The organism is Flavobacterium chryseum (assembly GCF_004362015.1).
In the GTDB taxonomy this organism is placed as follows: domain Bacteria; phylum Bacteroidota; class Bacteroidia; order Flavobacteriales; family Flavobacteriaceae; genus Flavobacterium.
Genome location: NZ_SNWW01000011.1, coordinates 107,573 through 129,552, shown reverse-complemented (window position 1 = coordinate 129,552; position 21,980 = coordinate 107,573). Strand labels below are relative to the sequence as shown.

General features: G+C 33.4%; 23 protein-coding genes. 15 read left to right on the top strand and 8 right to left on the bottom strand.

The features are described 5' to 3' along the window. Position 1: 1 nt before the first annotated feature. On the bottom strand, positions 2–868 hold the full coding sequence (locus tag EV143_RS18695; RefSeq protein WP_133509462.1) for a hydroxymethylglutaryl-CoA lyase: 867 nt from the start codon (positions 866–868) through the stop codon (positions 2–4). Between the two features lie 183 nt (positions 869–1,051). On the opposite strand from EV143_RS18695, the gene EV143_RS18690 reads away from it, so the two are divergent. Together EV143_RS18690 and EV143_RS18685 are read left to right on the top strand one after the other, a co-directional pair. Beyond that, positions 1,052–1,666 carry a SatD family protein gene (locus tag EV143_RS18690; RefSeq protein ID WP_133509461.1) on the top strand — a complete coding sequence of 205 codons (615 nt, stop codon included), beginning with the start codon at positions 1,052–1,054 and terminating at the stop codon, positions 1,664–1,666. Beyond that, positions 1,663–2,376, top strand: coding sequence for a DUF3307 domain-containing protein (locus EV143_RS18685; RefSeq protein WP_133509460.1), 714 nt, complete (start codon positions 1,663–1,665; stop codon positions 2,374–2,376). The genes EV143_RS18690 and EV143_RS18685 overlap by 4 nt, the downstream gene beginning before the upstream one ends. On the opposite strand, the gene EV143_RS18680 is transcribed toward EV143_RS18685, so the two are convergent. Further along, entirely contained in the window at positions 2,362–3,396 is a 1,035-nt protein-coding gene (locus EV143_RS18680; RefSeq protein ID WP_133509459.1) for a quinone-dependent dihydroorotate dehydrogenase, read from the bottom strand. The two genes, EV143_RS18685 and EV143_RS18680, sit on opposite strands and share 15 nt — an antisense overlap. Positions 3,397–3,655: 259 nt before the next feature. Between EV143_RS18680 and EV143_RS18675 the strand changes: the two genes are divergently transcribed. From EV143_RS18675 to EV143_RS18660, 4 genes are all read left to right on the top strand, one after another. After that, complete coding sequence (locus tag EV143_RS18675; RefSeq protein ID WP_133509458.1) at positions 3,656–4,624, top strand: DUF6515 family protein; 969 nt, start codon at positions 3,656–3,658, stop codon at positions 4,622–4,624. 108 nt (positions 4,625–4,732) lie between these two features. Next, on the top strand, positions 4,733–5,872 hold the full coding sequence (locus EV143_RS18670) for a formylglycine-generating enzyme family protein (RefSeq protein ID WP_133509457.1): 1,140 nt from the start codon (positions 4,733–4,735) through the stop codon (positions 5,870–5,872). Between the two features lie 223 nt (positions 5,873–6,095). Then, a complete protein-coding gene (gene pepT / locus EV143_RS18665) occupies positions 6,096–7,373 on the top strand; it encodes a peptidase T (protein ID WP_133509456.1) in 1,278 nt (425 codons plus the stop codon). Continuing rightward, positions 7,374–7,958 carry a YdeI/OmpD-associated family protein gene (locus EV143_RS18660; protein WP_133509455.1) on the top strand — a complete coding sequence of 195 codons (585 nt, stop codon included), beginning with the start codon at positions 7,374–7,376 and terminating at the stop codon, positions 7,956–7,958. Positions 7,959–8,148: 190 nt separating this feature from the next. Here EV143_RS18660 and yajC read toward each other — a convergent pair whose 3' ends face one another. From yajC to EV143_RS18645, 3 genes are all read right to left on the bottom strand, one after another. After that, the gene (yajC, locus tag EV143_RS18655; protein ID WP_133509454.1) at positions 8,149–8,424 is read right to left on the bottom strand and encodes a preprotein translocase subunit YajC; all 276 of its coding nucleotides are present in this window, start codon (positions 8,422–8,424) and stop codon (positions 8,149–8,151) included. Between the two features lie 145 nt (positions 8,425–8,569). After that, complete coding sequence (gene nusB / locus EV143_RS18650) at positions 8,570–9,481, bottom strand: transcription antitermination factor NusB (protein ID WP_133509453.1); 912 nt, start codon at positions 9,479–9,481, stop codon at positions 8,570–8,572. Positions 9,482–9,712: 231 nt separating this feature from the next. Continuing rightward, the gene (locus EV143_RS18645; RefSeq protein WP_133509452.1) at positions 9,713–10,819 is read right to left on the bottom strand and encodes a Glu/Leu/Phe/Val family dehydrogenase; all 1,107 of its coding nucleotides are present in this window, start codon (positions 10,817–10,819) and stop codon (positions 9,713–9,715) included. A 204-nt stretch (positions 10,820–11,023) separates the two neighbouring features. Between EV143_RS18645 and EV143_RS18640 the strand changes: the two genes are divergently transcribed. The 6 genes from EV143_RS18640 (at position 11,024) to EV143_RS18615 (ending at position 17,667) form a co-directional block, all read left to right on the top strand. Next, entirely contained in the window at positions 11,024–12,802 is a 1,779-nt protein-coding gene (locus EV143_RS18640; protein WP_133509451.1) for an ABC transporter ATP-binding protein, read from the top strand. A gap of 68 nt (positions 12,803–12,870) precedes the next feature. Next, positions 12,871–13,239, top strand: coding sequence for a PUR family DNA/RNA-binding protein (locus tag EV143_RS18635; protein WP_029268690.1), 369 nt, complete (start codon positions 12,871–12,873; stop codon positions 13,237–13,239). An 86-nt stretch (positions 13,240–13,325) separates the two neighbouring features. Then, positions 13,326–15,590: a beta-glucosidase BglX gene (bglX, locus tag EV143_RS18630; protein ID WP_133509450.1), complete on the top strand. Its 2,265-nt coding sequence runs from the start codon at positions 13,326–13,328 to the stop codon at positions 15,588–15,590. A gap of 10 nt (positions 15,591–15,600) precedes the next feature. Then, entirely contained in the window at positions 15,601–16,425 is an 825-nt protein-coding gene (locus tag EV143_RS18625) for an alpha/beta hydrolase (protein ID WP_133509449.1), read from the top strand. Positions 16,426–16,451: 26 nt separating this feature from the next. Further along, entirely contained in the window at positions 16,452–17,012 is a 561-nt protein-coding gene (locus EV143_RS18620) for an RBBP9/YdeN family alpha/beta hydrolase (protein WP_133509448.1), read from the top strand. Then, complete coding sequence (locus EV143_RS18615; RefSeq protein WP_133509447.1) at positions 17,005–17,667, top strand: YIP1 family protein; 663 nt, start codon at positions 17,005–17,007, stop codon at positions 17,665–17,667. The genes EV143_RS18620 and EV143_RS18615 overlap by 8 nt, the downstream gene beginning before the upstream one ends. Here EV143_RS18615 and EV143_RS18610 read toward each other — a convergent pair. Then, entirely contained in the window at positions 17,664–17,999 is a 336-nt protein-coding gene (locus EV143_RS18610; RefSeq protein WP_133509477.1) for a tRNA-binding protein, read from the bottom strand. The two genes, EV143_RS18615 and EV143_RS18610, sit on opposite strands and share 4 nt — an antisense overlap. 124 nt (positions 18,000–18,123) lie before the next feature. Between EV143_RS18610 and EV143_RS18605 the strand changes: the two genes are divergently transcribed. The 3 genes from EV143_RS18605 to EV143_RS18595 all read left to right on the top strand — a co-directional run bounded on the left by EV143_RS18605 (position 18,124) and on the right by EV143_RS18595 (position 20,493). After that, on the top strand, positions 18,124–19,017 hold the full coding sequence (locus tag EV143_RS18605; RefSeq protein WP_133509446.1) for an alpha/beta fold hydrolase: 894 nt from the start codon (positions 18,124–18,126) through the stop codon (positions 19,015–19,017). A 120-nt stretch (positions 19,018–19,137) separates the two neighbouring features. Then, on the top strand, positions 19,138–19,692 hold the full coding sequence (locus EV143_RS18600) for a thioredoxin family protein (protein ID WP_133509445.1): 555 nt from the start codon (positions 19,138–19,140) through the stop codon (positions 19,690–19,692). Between the two features lie 420 nt (positions 19,693–20,112). Further along, the gene (locus EV143_RS18595) at positions 20,113–20,493 is read left to right on the top strand and encodes a GreA/GreB family elongation factor (protein WP_133509444.1); all 381 of its coding nucleotides are present in this window, start codon (positions 20,113–20,115) and stop codon (positions 20,491–20,493) included. A 91-nt stretch (positions 20,494–20,584) separates the two neighbouring features. Here EV143_RS18595 and EV143_RS18590 read toward each other — a convergent pair whose 3' ends face one another. Together EV143_RS18590 and EV143_RS18585 are read right to left on the bottom strand one after the other, a co-directional pair. After that, positions 20,585–20,896 carry a c-type cytochrome gene (locus EV143_RS18590; RefSeq protein ID WP_133509443.1) on the bottom strand — a complete coding sequence of 104 codons (312 nt, stop codon included), beginning with the start codon at positions 20,894–20,896 and terminating at the stop codon, positions 20,585–20,587. 96 nt (positions 20,897–20,992) lie between these two features. Next, positions 20,993–21,925: a peptidylprolyl isomerase gene (locus EV143_RS18585; RefSeq protein WP_133509442.1), complete on the bottom strand. Its 933-nt coding sequence runs from the start codon at positions 21,923–21,925 to the stop codon at positions 20,993–20,995. Positions 21,926–21,980 lie beyond the last annotated feature (55 nt).

Genomic DNA, 21,980 nt, shown 5'->3' with positions numbered 1-21,980 from the left:
TTTAATGAAATTTACCAAACAATTTTGAAGCTTCGTTATAAGCGCTTTCAAAACTTAAAGAATTTAAGCCTGTTATCTTTTTATTAGAAGTAAAATAGGAAATAAGTTTTTCAGTAGGCATATTTCCGGTTAGTTTGTCTGTCGCCATGGGACAGCCTCCAAAACCCTGAATAGCGCCGTCAAATCTTGTACAGCCGGCTTTGTGAGCGGCGTCAATTTTTTCAAACCAGCTATTTGGCGTTGTATGCAAATGTGCACCGAATTCTATTTGAGGATATTTGGGAATTAAATTAGAAAAAAGATACGTAATAACTTCAGGTGTAGAACTTCCTACTGTATCAGAAAGCGACAGGATTTTTACACCCATTTTAGACAATTTCTCTGTCCATTCGCCAACAATTTCAACATCCCACGGATCTCCGTATGGATTTCCGAAACCCATTGAAAGATAGGTTACTACTTCTTTATTTTTTTTATCAGCGATCTCTAAAATTTCCTCAAGTGTAACTAATGATTCGGCAATGGTTTTATGCGTATTACGCATCTGGAAATTCTCTGATATTGAAAAAGGAAATCCTAAATATTGAATAGCTTCATGCTCTGACGCTAATTGCGCACCTTGGGTATTGGCAATGATAGCCAGCAATTTACTTGTGGTTTGCGATAGATCAAGTTGGGCCAAAACTTCGGCCGTATCCTGCATTTGCGGAATAGCTTTTGGAGACACAAAACTTCCGAAATCAATCGTATCAAAACCTACTCTAAGCAAAGCTTGTATGTACGAAACCTTGTTTTTGGTGGGGATAAACGTTTTGATACCTTGCATGGCATCACGTGGGCATTCGATAATTTTGATTTCTTTGCTCAAAGCTTATTCTTTAGTGAAGGCTAAGTTAGTTTCTTTTTTAAACAAATAAAAGTTATAATTTTCTTTAATTTTACATTACATAAATATGGAATAAGAATAAAGATTACTTAAAAACGTAATAAATAAAAATATTACCTATATTTGTAATAGTAAAGTTTATTTAATTTTAATTATATTTGAATTATGACAAGCGTAATTACAGGCGATATAATCGGTTCAAGACAACAGGAGTCTAAACATTGGGTAGAAGATTTGAAAAAAATCTTAAAGCCGTTTGGAAAAATGCCCAGTCAGTGGGAGATTTACAGAGGAGATGAATTTCAGGTTGAAATTAAAAATCCGGAAGATGCCTTACTAGCTGCCATAGTAATAAAAGCGCATTTAAGAGCCGTAAAATCAGATGCCAGAATGAGCATTGGTTTTGGAGATAAAACGCATGATGCTGAAAAAATATCGGAGAGTAATGGTTCTGCATTTATAAATTCAGGGGAACTTTTTGAAACGTTAAAGAAACAAAAGGTAACTTTAGCTCTGAGAACCGGAGACATTCGTTTTGATGAAAAAATGAATTTGATGCTTCGTCTGGCCTTAACTTTTATGGACAGCTGGCTTGTACAATCGGCAGAATTTGTTGCTATTGCGATAGAAAACCCAACTTTGTCACAAGAAGAACTGGGTCACAAATTAGGTATTAATCAAGCTGCCGTGAGCCGAAGACAAAAACGCGCTCAGTTTGATTTGGTTATGAATTTAGACCGTTATTTTAGAACACAAATAAAACAACTTACAACGTTATGATTTTATTTATAAAACTACTTTTAGCACATTTATTAGGCGATTTTATCTGGCAGCCTAACTCATGGGTAATCGATAAGGAAGCTAAAAAACATAAAAGTATTTATTTATATCTTCATATTCTGTTGCATGGCATTTTAGCCGCAATTTTGGTCGGAGACCTTCAGTTTATACCTTACGCTGTTTTAATTGCCATAACGCACGGTATTATAGATTTAATCAAATTAAATTTTCAGCAAAATAAAACAAAACGAACCTGGTTTGTTGTAGATCAAATCGCGCACGTTTTAATTTTAACCGGCGTTGTATTACTTTATCAAAACGAAGCTATAAACTTATTGTGGTTCGATAATCAATTTTGGATTTTAATTACCGGATTTTTATTCATTACAAAACCTACTTCTATTTTTATTAAAACAGTTATCTCGATCTGGAGTCCGGAAAGTCAGGATGATCGCGATAATTCGCTTGCCAGTGCAGGAAACTACATTGGTATATTAGAACGTTTATTCGTTTTTTGTTTCATCTTGACAGGACACTTTGAAGCCATAGGATTTTTACTGGCCGCTAAATCTATTTTTAGATTTGGAGATTTAAAAGAAGCCAAAGACAGAAAACTTACTGAATATGTTTTAATTGGTACTTTAATCAGTTTTGGCGTTGCTATCGTTATCGGACTTATTGTTCAGGAGTTGCTTTTACAATTGCTTTAAAATCTTTTTGTTTATTGCTTTTATCAAAGCCGGACCTTCGTAAATAAATCCAGTATACAATTGTACCAAACTTGCGCCTGCGTTTAGTTTTTCGATAGCATCATCTGCAGAATGAATTCCTCCTACTCCAATAATCGGGAATGCTTTATTGCTTTTTTCAGAAAGAAAACGAATTACTTCTGTAGAACGTTTTGTTAGTGGTTTTCCAGATAATCCTCCCATTTCAGATTGGTTTTGAGATTGTAATCCGTCTCTTGAAATAGTTGTATTGGTAGCAATTACACCCGCAATCTGAGTTATTTTTACGATATCAATAATATCTAATAATTGCTCGTCTGTAAGATCCGGAGCAATTTTTAAAAGAATTGGTTTTACTTTTTGATTGCTTGTTTTTTGTTTCTCAACATTTCTGTCCTGCAATGTCTGCAACAAAGCTGTCAATGGTTCTTTGTCCTGTAAAGCTCTTAAATTTGGCGTATTTGGCGAACTTACATTTACAACAAAATAATCTACATGATCAAATAACGCATCAAAACAAATGATATAATCGTCAACTGCATTTTCGTTTGGCGTAATTTTATTTTTTCCAATATTTCCTCCAATTAAAACGCCTGAATTCTTTTTTAAACGCTCAACAGCTTCCAGAACTCCACCATTATTAAAACCCATTCGGTTAATAATCGCCTGATCTTCCTTTAATCTAAACAAACGTTTTTTAGGGTTTCCTTCCTGACCAACCGGCGTTACGGTTCCTATTTCTATAAAACCAAAACCAAAATCAGAAAGTTCTTTGTATAACTTCGCATCTTTATCAAATCCTGCCGCAAGACCAACCGGATTTTTGAATTTAATTCCGAAAACTTCACGTTCTAAACGAGCATCTTTTACTTCATAAAGAGATTTGATAATTGATGAAACTCCAGGTATTTTTGAAATGAATTTAACAAATGAAAAAGTAAAGTAATGTACTTCTTCCGGATCAAACCAAAAAAGTATCGGGCGAATTATCAATTTATACATAGTAAAGTTGTTGTTGTTTTTTCGGATGCAAATTTAATTTATAATACTTGAAAATGGTTCTTTTTTACAAAAAAGTGTTTTATGTGAAATTTTCACGATTCATTAGAGATAAAAATTAGCATTCACCAATTTACCACAACAAATGCCATATCACACTGACAATCAAATCATAAAAAAAGATTTAAACCAAAAATGATTACAAATTTTATAAATATTCTTACTTTTTTTTCATAATTTTAAAGACCCTAAAACATTGAAAATGAAAAGTATAAATAAAAAACTCAGAAAAGCAGCCTTATTGTGTTTCGCCGGATCATTTTTTTTAATTTCTTTTGATAGTATAGCACAGCGTCGTGTTGGCGGTGGTGGAAGCGTACATAGAGCCGGAGGTGCTACTCAGTCAAGACCAGCTACAAAAGCCAGACCAGCTACAAAAGCCAGACCAGCAACTCAAAATAGACCAACCACTCAAACAAGACCAGGTTCTGGAAATTCCGGAACTAAACAGCCTGTAAATACTGGTACAAGACCCTCTACATCAAACACAAGAAATAAAAGCACAATAAATAATAATAGCGGTAACAGAAATACCAATATCAACAATAACAATGTTGATAGAAGCCGAAATAATAACGTTAATATCGACCGAAGCAGAGATATCAATATCAATAATAACCATAATACTGTCGTAAGAAGAAATACTGTGGTGGTTTACAATCGTCCGCCATACAGATATGGAGGTTATAGATACAACACTTTTCATCCGTATTATTTTCATCCGTACAGACCTTTTTATTATGGACCTGTTTATCATCCGTGGGGATTTTTTATTGCTACTTTGGCAGTTACCGCAATTGTAGTGAGTGTAGAAAGCAATCAATATCATTATGATCAGGGAGTTTGGTATGCGCCTTCAAATGGAGGTTACACGGCCGTACCCGCACCCGTTGGAGCAACAGTTAACAACATTCCGAGTGGCGCTGAAACGGTAAATACAGGAACCGTAAATAATTATTATTACGGAGGAACTTACTATGAAAAAGACGGAAGTTCATACAAAGTAGTTCCGCCAACTGCCGGAACCATAGTAGATAATTTACCAGAAGGTGGAAAAGAAGTAACGATTGGCGATGTGAAATACGTAAAATTTGGAGAAACATATTACCAACCTGTTAAGGTTGATGGTAAAGACAAATATGAAGTTGTTCTTGTGGAAGAAGATAAATAACAAATTATATATTTTTTAGTTAGTCTATAGAATTAATAGAATATATTAAGTTATTTTTTTTAAATTTACCTCGTTTAAATAATTTCTTCCCAACTAAAATTATCCATAATGAAAAATAAAACCTATTGGATTTTTGCCATATTGACTATTTCAATTATTTCAATTGCATATGGTTACACTAAAATTATTGTTCCAACAGAAAAAAAACAAATAGCAGCAATGGATTGTGCCGAAACGCCTTATGTTTCAGGAGAATCTGCGTTTAAACCAACAATCGAAAATAACAACAGGCCGACTGCAAATAAAACTCCAAAAGGCATGGTATGGATTCCCGGTGGAGAATTCTCGATGGGAAGTAATGTCGAAGATGAGAGTTTATGCAGTATTAAAGGTGTTACAAAAGATGCTGCTCCAATTCACAGAGTTTATGTTGACGGATTTTATATGGATAAAACCGAAGTTACAAACGACCAATTTGAAGCTTTTGTAAAAGCTACCGGTTATGTAACATTAGCAGAAATAAGACCAACGCATGAAGAGTTTCCAACTGCTCCTCTAGAAAATTTGGTTGCAGGATCTGCTGTCTTTACTCCTACTCCTGCACAGGTAGATTTAAACAATTACATGCAATGGTGGTCTTATGTACACGGAGCTGACTGGAGACATCCTGAAGGACCTCTGAGTTCGATAAAAGGCAAAGGCAATTATCCTGTTGTTCAGGTTTCTTATGACGATGCTGCTGCGTATGCAAAATGGGCAGGGAAAAGATTACCAACAGAAGCCGAATGGGAATTTGCTGCGCGAGGCGGAAAATCAGGACAGCTTTATGCATGGGGAAGCACATTAAAACCAAAAGGAAAATTTCAGGCTAATATCTACCAGGGTCACTTTCCGATAGAAAAAGGAGATACAGGTGAAGATGGTTATATTGGCACAGCTCCAACTGCTCAGTTTCAGGCAAATCCTTATGGTCTTTATGATATTGGAGGAAATGTTTGGGAATGGACAAACGACTGGTATACTGCAGATTATTATTCCGTTATTAGTAAAGATGGAAAAGTGGCCAAAAATCCTAAAGGTCCTGATACGCCTTACGATCCGGGAGAACCGGATTTACCAAAAAAAGTACAACGTGGCGGGTCATTTCTATGTACAGACCAATATTGTACACGTTATATGGTGGGCACAAGAGGAAAAGGTGATTATAAATCTCCTGCAAACCATATTGGTTTTAGATGTATTCAATAATTTTCTGCCACGAATTTCACGAATTTCCACGAATAAAATAAGTACAAATCCAATTTGACGACCTAAATTTCGCGAAATTGGATTTTAAATTTTACAGAACACATTTATTAGTGAAAATTTGGGAAATTCGTGGCAAACATTTCTTTGCTTCATTTTCAGTTTCGATAAATTTACGGCTTTAAAACGCCTAAATATTTGCTTATCTTTGCTTAAAAATAAACAAATGCAACATATTATAGATCGTTTTATCAGTTACGTAACTATTGATACTGAATCAGACCCAAATTCACAAACAACTCCAAGTACAGAAAAACAATGGAATCTTGCCAATAAATTAGTCGAAGAATTAAAAACCATTGGCTTAGATGATGTTACGATCGATGATAAAGCTTATATCATGGCAACTTTGCCAAGTAATGTAGATCATGAAGTACCAACTATTGGTTTTGTTTCGCATTTTGATACTTCTCCGGATTTTAGCGGAGCAAATGTAAAACCTCAAATTATTGAGAATTACGACGGAAAAGATATTGTTCTAAATGCAGAGAAAAATATTATTTTATCTCCAAATTACTTCAAAGACTTATTGCAATACAAAGGGCAAACGATCATTACAACCGACGGAACAACTTTGTTAGGTGCCGATGATAAAGCCGGAATTACTGAAATTGTTTCTGCAATGGAATATCTAATTCAGCATCCTGAAATTAAGCACGGAAAAATCCGAATTGGATTTACTCCTGACGAAGAAATTGGTCGTGGCGCTCATCATTTTGATGTGCAGAAATTTGGCGCTCAATGGGCTTATACTATGGATGGAAGCCAGATTGGTGAATTGGAATATGAAAACTTTAATGCAGCCGGAGCTAAAATTACCTTCAAAGGAAAAAGTGTTCATCCTGGTTATGCGAAAGGAAAAATGATTAATTCATTGTTGATTGCCAATGATTTTATTAATGAATTACCAAAAGGAGAAACGCCTCAGGAAACTAAAGGTTACGAAGGATTTTTTCACGTAAATCATTTAACAGGAAACATCGAAGAAACTGTTTTAGAATTGATTATTCGCGATCACAACAAAATAAAATTCGAAAAAAGAAAAGATTTAATTGAAAAAATTGCCAAAAAAATCAACAAAAAGTTCGCCAAACAATTTGGTGAAGATATTGTAACTGCTGTAGTAAAAGACCAGTATTATAATATGAAAGAAAAAGTGCTTCCGGTAAAACATATTGTTGATATTGCCGAAAAAGCAATGAGAGAATTGGGCATTAAACCTATCATAAAACCTATTCGTGGCGGAACTGACGGTTCTCAATTATCATACATGGGATTGCCTTGCCCGAATATATTTGCTGGCGGACATAATTTTCATGGAAAATACGAATATGTTCCTGTCGAAAGTATTCAAAAAGCAACGGATGTAATTGTAAAAATTGCAGAATTAACGGCTATTCAAGGCGTCTTTGATTTAAAAGAAAAATCTAAAACTAAAAAATAATTGGAACCAACTTCTGATAAAGGCATTTGGAAATTCAGCAGTCAATGGGAAGAAGAATTATTGCTTCTTAAATCTATCATTGATAAAACAGAACTGACTGAAACCACAAAATGGGGCGGGCCTGTTTATGTTTATGAGAAGAAAAATGTTGTTGGTATTGGTGGTTTTAAAGATTATTTTACGATTTGGTTTTTTAATGGTGTTTTTCTGAAAGACAGCAAAAACAAATTAGTGAATGCTCAGGAAGACAAGACAAAATCCCTTCGGCAATGGCGTTTTACCTCAAAAGAAGAAGTAAATGAAAAAGAAGTTTTAGAATATATTCTGGAAGCTATTGAAAACGAAAAGCAAGGAAAAGTCATAAAACCATCGAAGAAAGAAGCAATTGTTTCTGAGCTTTTTCAAAAAGAATTAAATCAGAATTCAGACTTAAAACAAGCTTTTGAAAAATTTACGGCTTATAAACAATATGAGTTTTTAGAATATATTGAAAGCGCCAAACAGGAAAAAACTAAATTAATGAGAATCGAGAAAGTAATTCCTATGATTTTGGGGAATATTGGGCTGAATGATAAATACAGGTAATATTTAAATTCCAATATTTTTAAATTCCAAATTCCAACCTTTGTCAAAGTTTAAAACTTGACAAAGGTTTTTGATTTTTTGTCATTGCGAGGAACGAGTTGAATTTTGAAATGAAGACATAAAAAAATCCCAAACTCCAATCGTTAGATTGAAATTTGGGATTTATATTTTATTGAAATTTCTTAAAAAATTATGCTTTTTTATTCAAAGCAGAACTTAATTCTAAAGAAATAGCTGAACGCTCTAATTTTAATTTTCCAGACATTGTTTCAATTACAACAGTCGTTTCAGCAAGTTCTACAACTTTACCGTGGAAACCACTTTTTGTAATGATTTTATCACCTACTTTTAGGCTGCTTTCAAATTCTTTTTCGTTTTTTGCTCTTTTTTGTTGTGGTCTAATCATGAAGAAATAGATTACCACGAACATTAATAGAAATGGCGCAAATTGAGTGAATTGTCCCATAATTTAAATTCTGTTTTTTGATTTATTATTAATATTTTTTTTTAAAGTTAGCTCTTCTCCCGAAGCCTCGGGACGCTCAGAGTGACATCTAATTTTTGGAATTTGGTCCCGATGCTTCGGGATTAAAATTGGAATTTATCCTATTTTACATTAAACCTCGACCAACCTTAATCATCTTTTTGTTGGCTTCCAGTTCTTTAACAAGATTATCTAAAATTCCGTTGATAAAAATACTACTTTTTGGTGTAGAATATTCTTTTGCAATTTCTAAATATTCATTAAGTGTAACTTTTACCGGAATTGAAGGGAATTTTAAAAATTCGCAAATAGCCATTTTTAAGATAATCGTGTCAATTTCAGCAATTCTTTCGCTATCCCAATTTGGTGTTTTATCATCGTATTCTTTTGCTAAAATCGATTCGTTTAAAACTGTTCTTCTAAACAAATCTTTAGCAAAATCTTTATCTTCAACATCTTTATACAATTTTGGAACTCTAAAATCGTCCGGATCTTCGGTTTTAATTGCTTTTAATTGCTTAACAATATGTGTATTTACAACCGGAATATCATCAACCCAGGTTAATTTATCATCTTCTAAATACTCGTATAATTTTTCATTCGGAACAATTACATCAGCAAATAAATCAATTATAAACTGTCTGTCTTCTTCAAAAGTATTTTGTGTTGTGCTCATGTATTTTGCATACAAATCGCTCGCTTTAATATCATTTAATAGTAAAATGATATAATCGTCGTTTAAAGACCAGTTGTTGATTTTACGGTTTTCTAATGCAATACTTAGCGAATTGCTTTCGGCAAGAAGTTGAAAAATTTTGTTTTTGATAAATTTTTCGTTCGGTTTACGTTCTGCAGCAGTTGCAAGATGTTTTTTACTTGAAAGATGTAAAAAAACCGATTCTTTTTTGCAAATTTCAATTAATGAAGAAAGCATTATAAGATATAGATCCTGAATATTATCAATACTGTAAAAAAGAAATTTCTCTTCTTTTTCCATATTATCAGAACCGCTCTGATGCATTGCATAAATGGATTGCATTACTTTAACGCGTATGTGTCTTCTATTTACCACCTTGTAAGAACATTTAAAAATTAGTTTGCAAAAATAAGAATTAAAGAGACGATATTAAAATTTAATTCCAAAAAAAATCCCTCAAAAATCATAATTAATAATCGATATAAAAAAGTCTCAGTTTTCAGTCACAGTCTTAAGATATATCTGAAAACTGTGACTGAAAACTGAGACTCTCAACAATAAAATTTGTCTTTATTATTTTTTGCTGTTTTCAATTTTTCTCAAATTGATACGATTTTGAGCAATTGTAAGGGCAGCTTTATGCGTAGTCATTCCGTTTTTCACAGCGTAATCGATAATTTCTAAAGTAGTATTATAGATATTTTCGGTTTTACTCATGATTTCAGCTTTACCATAATGCTCTAATTCAGCATAAACGTTGATAATTCCACCAGCGTTGATTAGGAAATCAGGCGCGTACAAAATACCTCTTTCCTGTAATCTCAAACCGTGAACATTTTCATCCGCTAACTGATTGTTGGCAGCACCTGCAATAACTTTAGCCTTAATTTTATTTACGGTATCGTTATTAATTGTTGCTCCCATTGCACATGGAGCATAAATATCAACATCAGCACTATACAAATCTTCACCTGTAAAAATTGTTGCGTTGTATTTTTGAGCTACTTCGTATAATTTTTCTTCGTTGATATCAGCAATAGTTACGATCGCTCCTTCTTTAGTTAAATACTCCACCAAAGCTTCACCAACGTGACCAATTCCCTGAACCAATACTTTTTTACCGTCTAAAACATCAGAACCAAACTGGCTTTTTGCAGCCGCTTTCATTCCTAAATAAACACCGTAAGCTGTTATAGGAGAAGGATTTCCAGAACCACCTCTTTCTTCTGAAATACCAGTAACATAAGGCGTTACATCTCTAACCGTGTCCATGTCTTTTGTTTCCATTCCAACATCTTCAGCCGTAATATATCTACCGCTTAAAGAGTGAACAAATTCACCAAACTTACGCATCAATTCTGGTGTTTTCTGCGTTTTAGAATCACCAATAATTACTGCTTTACCTCCACCAATATTAAGTCCTGTAATAGCAGATTTATAAGTCATACCTCTTGAAAGACGTAAAACATCGTTTAATGCTTCCCATTCAGTATTATAATTCCACATTCTAGTACCTCCTAAAGCTGGCCCCATAACTGAATTATGAATACCAATAATTGCTTTTAAACCTGTATCTTTGTCATTGCAAAAAACAATTTGTTCGTGATCATCAAAAGATAATTGACCAAAAACGGGATCCATTTTTTGAAGTTCCTTTCCAGTTGCGAAAGTTGCATCCATAGCGATAGTATTTATTAGTTATAAATTATGAATTTGTCAAAAAGACATCTCAAACTTAAACAAAAAATACACATGTGCTAATTTTTTATCTTTAAAATAACAATTTTACAATCGATTTGTTTTGAATAAATCTTATCTTTCATTACTTTTAATTGAAGATATTTTACAAATCCATTTCATTTCAACATTGAATCTCTTAAAAAAATGAAAGAATTAAGCTATTTAAACAAATATTTCATCAAATATAAATACAGTTTTTCGCTAGGAATTTTAATAACCATAATCGCACAAATATTCTCTTTATTTACTCCTAAGCTAATTAGCAAGTCATTAAATGCTATCGAAAAGTTTGATAAACTGCCTGAAGCTCAACAAGCTTCTCAGGTAATTATCGATTCTTATCGTCAGGATTTAATTCATAATGTGCTCTTAATCATAGCAACTACAATTGTTGCAGGATTTTTGACATTTTTAATGCGTCAGACTTTAATCGTAATGTCGCGCCACATTGAGTTTGATTTGAAAAATGAAGTTTTTAAGCAGTACGAAAATCTTTCTCAGAATTTTTACAAACAAAACCGTACCGGAGATTTAATGAACAGAATCAGCGAAGATGTTTCTAAGGTTCGTATGTATGTTGGCCCGGCAGTGATGTACACGATAAATACTTTTATTCGTTTTGCAATTGTTATCATATATATGTATAATGTTTCGCCTTTACTGACATTATATACGATTTTACCTTTACCACTTCTTTCGTTTTGTATTTTTAAACTGAGTTCAGAAATCAATAAACGAAGCACCACTTTTCAGCAATATTTATCGAAGGTTTCGAGTTTTTCTCAGGAAATATTTTCGGGAATTCGAGTTATAAAAGCGTATTCTTTAGAGAATCAGCATCAAAATAATATGGTGGCGCTTGCCGATGAAAGCAAAAAGAAAAGTTTAGATTTAGCAAAAGTGCAATCGCTATTTGGTCCTTTAATGATCGCTTTAATCGGAATTAGTAATTTGGTTGTAATTTATTTTGGAGGTTTAATGTACATCAACGGAACCATCCAAAACATCGGTACAATTGCTGAGTTTATCTTGTATGTAAACATGCTTACATGGCCTGTAGCGTCTTTAGGATGGGTTTCATCAATGGTTCAGGAAGCGGAAGCTTCTCAAAAGCGTTTGAATGAGTTTTTGAAAATTGAACCTGAAATCAAAAATAAAAATCACGGCTCATCAGATATTCAGGGCAGTATTGTATTTGAAAATGTTAATTACACTTACGAAGACACTAATATCGAAGCTTTAAAAAATGTTTCTTTTACGGTAAAAAAAGGAGAAACCTTAGCTATTTTAGGAAAAACAGGTTCGGGAAAATCAACAATATTATCCTTGATTTCCCGTTTATATGATGTTACTGACGGAAAAATCACAATTGATCAAAATGAAATAAGCAGTCTGAATTTAAATGATTTGAGAAACAATATTGGAATTGTCCCTCAGGATGCGTTTTTATTTTCGGATACCATTAAAAATAATATCAAATTTGGAAATCAAAATGCCAGCGATGAAGAAGTTATAGAAGCCGCTAAAAGTGCTGTGGTTCATGATAATATCATTGCTTTCAACAAACAATACGACACTATTTTAGGAGAAAGAGGTATCACACTTTCGGGTGGACAAAAGCAGCGTGTATCTATTGCAAGAGCGATTATTAAAAACCCTGCTATTTTACTTTTTGATGATTGTTTGTCTGCGGTTGATACTGAAACGGAAGAAACTATTTTGAATAATTTATTCGAAATTTGTAAAAATAAAACTACAATCATTGTCAGTCATCGGGTTTCTTCGGCCAAAAATGCCGATAAAATAATCATTCTTGAAGATGGCAAAATCATTCAACAAGGCTCTCATAATCAATTAATAAATCAGGAAGGCTATTATGCATCGTTATATTTAAAACAACTTTCGGAAAAAGAATTACTTTAATTGTTGCGTAATAGATAAATTTTTATGATTTTTGAGTACTATTAATTCCAAAAATGATAGAACGTATTATGAGAGAAAATGACATGTTAGAAAAAGAAGAAATTTTTTCTAAAGTATTACGAGCAGGAAGAAGAACCTATTTCTTTGATGTGAGAGCTACTAAAGCAGACGATTATTATATCACTATTACTGAAAGCAAAAAATTTACTGAGGAAGACGGTTCTTTTCATTTTAAAAAACACAAAATTTATTTATACAAAGAAGATTTTAGTGCTTTTGCCGAAATACTGGAAGAAATGACTTCGTATGTCTTGAACCACAAAGGCGAAGAAGTAATATCTGAAAGACATCAAAAAGATTTTAAAAAAGAATATGGCTCTGATAAACCTGAAGGGCAAAGATCTAGCTTTACAGATATCGATTTTGACGATATTTAATCCTATATAACTTTTTAAAAAGTACGAGTCCAATTTGTTCCACATTTTGGACTTTTTTTATATATTTAATTTAAAAAAAGCTCAACTTGAAAACACTAACCACAAAACCACACTATTGCTTATTATTGTTTCTCTCCATAATATCAATATCCTACAGTCAAAAAGCCAGTTTAAATGTTGAAAAAGACATTGACAAGATCATAAAAAATATGACCCTTGAACAAAAAATTGGTCAGGCATGTCTAAAAGGAACTTCAAGCAGAAGTAAAGGCTTATCTGATGAACTCAAAAATGATGTTCGAAAGGGTTTAGTAGGTGCTATTTTAAATCTTACCGATCCAAATCTTGTTTTTGAAATACAAAAAATTGCAGTAGAAGAAAGTCCCAATCATATTCCGTTATTATTTGGAAGAGATGTCATTCATGGCTATAAAACTATTTTCCCGATTCCTTTAGGATTAGCTGCTTCGTGGGATATGGATTTAGTTGAAAAAACATCAAAAATTGCAGCCAATGAATCGTATTCAAGATGCATAAACTGGACCTACGCCCCAATGGTTGATATTGCGAGAGATGCCCGCTGGGGAAGAATAGCAGAATCACCCGGGGAAGATCCTTTACTGGCATCGCGCCTTGGGGTTGCTTACATTAAAGGATTTCAGGGAAATGATCCTTCTGTTCCGGGACAAATTTTGGCCTGTGCCAAACATTTTGCCGCATATGGAGCTGCGGAAGGCGGTAGAGATTACAATACCGTAAGCATGTCTGAATCTTTACTTCGAAACGTATATCTGAAACCTTTTGAAGCAGCAGCGAAAGCCGGTGCAGCCACCTTCATGACTTCTTTTAATGATCTAAACGGCGTTCCTGCTTCCGGAAACAGCTTTTTGCTAAAAAAAGTATTGCGGGAGGAATGGAAATACGATGGATTTGTAGTAAGTGACTGGAATTCGGTTACCGAAATGATTCCGCATGGATTTGCAGCTGATGAAAAAGATGCCGCATTTAAATCTGCAACAGCAGGTTTAGACATGGAAATGACTAGTTTATCGTATGCCCATCATTTAAAAACACTGATTTCAGAAAAGAAAGTTTCTGAAAAGCAACTAGACGAAATGGTTCGCAATATTCTACGAATAAAATTTAGAGCAGGTATTTTTGAAAATCCGTACTTTAAAGATCGTGAAAAATTTTCGCTATTAAGTTCTGATGCGTTGCAAACTGCAAAAACAGCAGCTGGCAAAAGCTGCGTTTTACTAAAAAATGAAAATCAGATTTTACCTTTAAAACCGAATCAAAAAATAGCGGTAATAGGTCCGTTGGCAGATGCTTCAAGAGAACAATTAGGAACCTGGATTTTCGATGGAAATAAAGAAGATTCTCAAACACCTCTTAAAGCTTTACAAAATAGTTTTGGAACAAATAATGTATTTTATTCTGCAGGACTTTCGCATAGCAGATCATTGTCTGAAGACGGATTTGCAGCAGCAATTACAGAAGCTAAAAAATCAGATGTTATTATATTTTTCGCCGGTGAAGAAGCTATACTTTCAGGCGAAGCACATTCAAGAGCTAATATCAATTTACCGGGTTTACAGGAAAAATTAATAGCTGAATTACAAAAAACAGGAAAGCCAATTGTGTTGGTATTAATGTCAGGAAGACCGATCACGTTAGGAGCCGTTTTACCAAAAGTAAACGCCTTAGTTATGGCTTGGCATCCGGGAACAATGGCTGGTCCGGCAATTTCTGATCTACTTTTAGGAGTCGTAAATCCATCAGGAAAACTTCCTGTCACATGGCCAAAAGAAGTGGGACAGATTCCTATTTATTATAATCACCCCAATACAGGAAGACCGGCAGATCCTAAAACCTTTGTTGCTATTCAGGACATTCCTGTCGAAGCATGGCAAAGTTCTCTGGGAAATAATTCGCATTATCTCGATGCAGGATATGAACCACAATATCCATTTGGTTTTGGTTTGAGTTATACCACTTTCTCTTATGACAATTTAAAAATTGAAAAAGCGATTCTTAAAAATAATACTACCGAAAAATTAAACGTTTCTGCTGTTATTACCAATACCGGAAATGCTACAGGAATAGAAACAGTACAGTTATATATACGCGATATTACAGGAAGTATTGTGAGACCTATTAGAGAACTGAAAGATTTTGTTCAAATCGAATTAAAACCTAAGGAATCTAAAACGATTCAATTTTCAATTCCTGTTTCGGAGCTCGCTTTTTATAATGATAAAATGGAATTTAAAACAGAGCCTGGCGACTTTAAAGTCTGGATTGCCTCACATGCTGAAAATGGTCTGGAAGGTGATTTTAAAGTTGAATAAAATTTATATCATGAAAAAAATAATCTTTTTATTTAGTTTCCTTTTTATTTGCACTACTTCTTTTTCGCAGCAAATAGAGTATGAAACAAATTCAAACATTCAGTACTACAATACCTCAACAAATAAATCAGACAGTTATATTAATGAAAGATGTACTTTAGATATTTACTATCCAAAAAACACTAAAAACTTCGCAACAATAATTTGGTTTCATGGCGGAGGCCTAACTGGCGGAAGTAAAGAAATTCCGGAAGCTTTAAAAAACAAAGGTTTCGCAATTATTGGTGTCAATTACAGATTATCGCCAAAAGTAAAAGCCGCAAAATGTATTGAAGATGCTGCAGCGGCTGTTGCCTGGGCTTTTAATAATATCGCGAATTATGGTGGCGACAAATCTTTAATTTTTGTTTCAGGACATTCTGCAGGTGGCTATCTAGCCATGATGATTGGGTTGGACAAAAAATGGCTTCAAAAAGAAGGAATTGACGCTAATAAAATTGCAGGTCTAATTCCGTTTAGCGGACAATGTATTACGCACTTTGAAATTAGAAAAGAAAACGGAATTCCGGATACACAACCAACAATCGATGCTTTTGCTCCTCTTTTTCATGTTCGCGCTGATGCTCCGCCACTTCTACTAATTACCGGAGATCGTGAATTAGAAATGTTAGGCCGCTACGAAGAAAACGCTTATATGGCGCGAATGATGAAGCTTGTTGGCCATAAACAAACTAAACTTTTTGAATTAGACGGTTACGGCCACGGAATGACTGAACCGGCGTTTCCGTTGTTAGTCAATGAAGTAAACCGAATTCTAAAGGAATCTAAAAAATAATCTTTAATAAAAATAAATCCACGGCAATGGAAACAAACCTACTAATATTACCCGGACTTGGAAATTCCGGCGAAAAACACTGGCAAACTTTTTGGCATCAAAAATTTAAAAACTCGATACGTTTAGTTCAGGATAATTGGGACGAACCTATTCTGGAAGAATGGCTTAAAAGATTAAACGAAGAGATTGCAAAACTTAATCAACCAACTATTTTAGTGGCGCATAGTTTGGCAGTTTCGCTTGTATTGCATTGGGCAGCTTCAAATACTAATAAAAATATTGTCGGCGCATTATTAGTTGCTCCGGCTGATGTTGATTCACCTCAACATACACCTGAAATCATTCGGGATTTTTCTCCAATGCCAATTATAAAATTACCGTTTCCGTCAATTCTTGTAGCAAGCGAAAATGATCCTTACGCTTCCTTCGAAAGAAAAAAATATTTTGCTGAAATGTGGGGAAGCGATTTTGTAAATGTTGGCCAACAAGGACACATAAACTCTGATTCTGATTTGAAATATTGGGAAGAAGGACAGGTTATTCTAGAACAATTAATTAAAAATATTACAGCAAATAAAAATGATTGAGGACATTAATTATCAACAAAAATCCATTGTTACGCCAAAAAATATTTTAACAAAAGTATTTACTTCTCCAAAAGAAGCTTTCATATTTATAAACGATTATAAATATAGTAAGCATGTCACTTTGTTTTTAATTCTTTCAGGTATTACTAAATCTTTCGATAAAGCCATATCTAAAAATATGGGCGATAATTTACCTCTATGGAGCGTTATTACTTATGGAATATTGATTGGGATAACTTTCGGATGGCTACTCAATTCTTTATATGCTTTTTCAATAAGTTGGACTGGAAAATGGTTTAACGGAAAAGCAGACACACGATCTATTTTAAGAGTGATAGCTTACGCCTTATTACCATCATTCATTTCATTATTTTTTCTCTTCATACAGATTTTAATTTACGGAAATTCAATTTTCCAATCAAGTTATGAATATCTGTATACAGGACTATTTGATACTACACTTTATTGGTTTTTCTACTTAATTGATTTAGCTTTAATTATTTGGAGCTGTATGCTTTTAGTAATTGGTATCTCTGTTGTTCAAAAATTTTCAATTGGCAAAGCAATTCTAAATCTTATACTTCCTGTTTTAGTACTTGCATTAATCGTTTTTACTTTATTTATAATTTTTGATATATTGCTCAATAAAATTTAACCAATCCGCAACCCGTTTCCTATTTTAAAATCGGGAGCTAATAAAATAACATCGCCCTCCTCGCCGACTGCGCCAAGAACGAGACATTCGCTCATAAATTTCCCTATTTGTTTTTTAGGAAAATTGACAACGGCTACAATTTGTCGGTTTACTAGATCTTCTTTTTTATAACGTTTGGTAATTTGTGCCGATGATTTTCTGATCCCAATTTCGGCACCAAAATCAATAGTAAGCTGATATGCAGGTTTTCTTGCTTCAGGAAAATCATTTACTTCGATGATAGTTCCAACACGCATATCTGTTCTTTCAAATTCGCTCCACGATAAATCCATATTTGTCATTTTTTAATCTATTAATATTATAAGTAATACCCCTAATTCTATAACTTTTTTCTGATAATTCAGAGCTACTTTTATGATCCTAAAAGAATAAGCTAACATTTAAAAAATTATAGAAATGGAAAATTGTCTAAGTAACACAAGCGAATCTCTGAGAGATTCATATTTTGATATACAGCACCAAAATACAGATAAATATATAGAAACAGATCGAAATGTAAAACTATATGTAAAAGATTATGGAAAAGGAAAGCCTGTTATTTTAATTCACGGCTGGCCGCTTTCTAATGAAATGTGGGAATATCAAATAGCATTTTTAGTTGAAAATGGCTATAGAGTAATTGCCTATGACCGTCGCGGATTTGGTAAATCATCTAAACCCTGGGATGGATATGATTATGATACTCTGGCAGAGGATTTAAAAGATATTATTGACCAGCTTCATTTAGAAGATGCTACACTTGTAGGTTTTTCTATGGGCGGTGGCGAAGTTGTTCGTTATTTTAGCCGTCATGGCGGAAAAGGAGTTTCGAAAGCGGTTTTAATTTCTTCTGTGGTTCCATTCTTATTGAAAACCAGCGATAATCCTGACGGACATCCTAAAGAAAAAAGCGAAACTACAGCAAATGCAATTAAGGAAGACAGAATAGCATTTGCAGATAATTTTGGAAAAACTTTCTTCGGAATAAACATTATCAATAAACCTTTGAGTACGCCATTATTGGAATACTACAGAATGTTATGTTCGTTTGCATCGCCAAGAGCTACGCTGAAATGTGCAGAATCTTTTTCATTTACTGATTTTAGAGACGAACTTGATTTCATAAAAGTTCCTACGTTAATTATTCATGGTGACGACGATAAAATTGTTCCAATTGATCTTACATCGAAAAAAGCTGCAGAAGGAATTCGTAACAGTACATTTATTGTTTATGAAGGCGCTCCGCATGGATTATTCTACACTGAAAAAGACAAGTTAAATAATGATTTATTGAATTTTTTAAATTCTTAAATCGTTCCTTAAATAAATTCTATAAATATCCAAAGAAGCTTAATCTTAAAGTTTCTTTGGATATTTTTTAATGTGCTGATTTTTATTCCAAATTTAAATTTGAATAAAGAATTCTCGAAAATGGCACAAACTTCTTCAAATATTTTTCCTCTTGGAACACTTGCTCCGGCTTTTAAATTAAAAGACACAAACTCTAATTATAATTATTCGTTTGAAGATTTAAAAGGGTCTAAAGGAACTCTTGTGATTTTCATGTCTAATCATTGTCCGTTTGTAGTTCATGCATTGACTGAAGTTATAATGATTGCAAATGATTATCGTGTGCAAGGAATTGGTGTAATTGCTATTTCGAGCAATGATGTAGAAAAAATTCCGCAGGATTCTCCGGAAATGATGACCGAATTTGCTTTTCAAAATAAAATAGATTTTCCTTATTTATTTGATGAAAGCCAGGAAGTTGCCAAAGCTTTTGATGCCGACTGCACTCCTGATTTTTATTTATTTGATAATCAGGACCGCTTATTTTATCACGGACAATTAGACGATTCAAGGCCTAACAATGGGATTCCGTTAAGCGGAAGTGATTTAAGAAGTGCGATTGATGCCTTGATTTACAACAGAAGTTTAAATGAAACTCAAAAACCAAGTATTGGTTGTGGAATCAAGTGGAAATAAAACGTGATTTTATTTAGAATATTTTTCTTACATTTGCAAAATAAATAAACATTATCATTGTGATTACTATTAATCTATTTACAGCTGTTACGTTATTTTCTTTAAGGAGAAAGCCGCTTACTGCTGCATTTATTTCACATAGTAAGGCCTTTATCAATTAGGCCTCCGTCTATTTCAATTTCTTCTTTCAGGCGGAGGATTTATATACCACATTTAGCCATTTATTTTATTTGAAAGAGCATGATTCTCTATCAAATAAATTTCTGTTTTTGTCATTCAAAATTTCCAACGCATAATTGTTTTTCAATATCTACTGCATGTAATATGCATTTTGAAATTTGAAACAACATTTACAATCATATCTGCCTATAAACCACAATACAAAATAGTCACATTCAATAAACAATAATAAATATAATTATGAAACCCACACCCATTTTCTGTAAAACAGATTATCAATTTTTAAGAGAATTAATATCAAAAAGTAAAAACTCAACAAATTCTAAAGAAATAGGACAACTTGCCCAAGAATTAGACCGTGCGATTATTAGTCCGGAAAACGAGTTAGATCATTCTGTAGTAAGAATCAATTCGCATGTAACTATTGAGGATGTAAAAGCGAACAAACAAATGAAAATTCAAATTGTTCTGCCTTCGTTTGCAGATTTAAAACAAGCTAGAATTTCGATACTTGCACCATTAAGCGTAGCAATTATCGGATTTAAAGAAAACGATCAGGTTGATTGGGAATTGCCTGCCGGAATAAAAACTTTAAAAATAGTTGCAGTAAGCAATGACTAATTTTTTGAACACCTCGCACTTGTGAAGGTGTTTTTTTATACCTGATTACAAACAAAAAAAACATCCCGTTAAGAATGCTTTTTCTGATATTTTATAATTGAGAAGTTATATAATTTGATATTGAAGCAATTTGAGAATCATCTAATTTCGCTTTTTTCTGCATCCTTGTCAAAATTGGCTTCCATTCTTCTTGACTGAATTTTTTCGGGTCATATAATTTATGACATCTTGCACAACTGTTTTCATACAAGTTTTTCCCTTCTGCCAATTCAGGTGTTAATTCTATTATTTTTGAGGTTTCAGTTACCGCTGGAGTTGTCGGCGTCGCTGGAGCTGCTTTTTTAGTACCACATGAAACTACAATTAATATTGCAGCGGCAAGGATTAAGATTTTTGCTTTCATTATTTTTCTACATTTTTGAGTAAATATAAAAAAATCCCATTCGACAAGCGAACGGGATTCTTTATTTAAAACAAAATTAAATTAAGCTTAATAGGTTTATTTTACTTCCATTAATTCTACATCAAAAATCAAAGTTGCGTTTGGCGGAATAACTCCTCCTGCACCTGCAGCTCCATAAGCTAAATCAGATGGAATTACAAAACGTGCTTTATCTCCAACTTGTAACAAAGCAATACCTTCGTCCCAACCTTCGATAACCTGACCTTGACCTAATCTAAATTCGATTGGTTTTTTTCTTGGGTAAGAAGAATCAAAAACTTTTCCGTTTTCAAGAGATCCTTCATAATGTACAGCAACTGTTTTACCAGCTTCTGCTTTTTTACCGTCTCCTTTGTTAATCATTTTATAACGCAAACCACTTTCAGTTTTATCAAAACCAGCAGCTAATTGTTCCATTTTTGCTTCAGATTCTGCTTTTAAAGCTGCATCTCTTTTAAGACGAGCACCTTTTAAACCAACAAAAGCTTCAATTGCATTAAATTTTTCCGCTTCTTCTCCTACTCTAATGATTTCAACAGTATCAAGACCGTCACCCTGAGCAACAGCATCAACAACATCCTGACCTTCTACTACGTGACCAAAAACTGTATGTTTTCCGTCTAACCACGAAGTTGGAACGTGTGTAATGTAAAATTGAGAACCATTACTTGCAGGTCCAGAATTTGCCATTGCCAAAACTCCCGGACGATCGTGTTTTAGACTTGGGTGAAATTCATCATCAAATTTATATCCCGGATCTCCAGTTCCAGTTCCTTTTGGACAACCACCTTGGATCATAAAATCAGGAATAACTCTGTGAAAAGTTAATCCATCATAGAATTTTTGTCCTTGCGGTTTTACTTTATTTTCCATATTTCCTTCTGCAAGAGCTACAAAATTCCCTACGGTTCCTGGTGTTAAGTCGTGTGTTAGTTTTACTAAAATCGAACCTTTGCTGGTATTGAATTTAGCGTATATTCCGTTTTCCATTTTTGTTATTTTTAATTTAATTGCAAATTTACAAATTAATTCTCTATCAATTTGT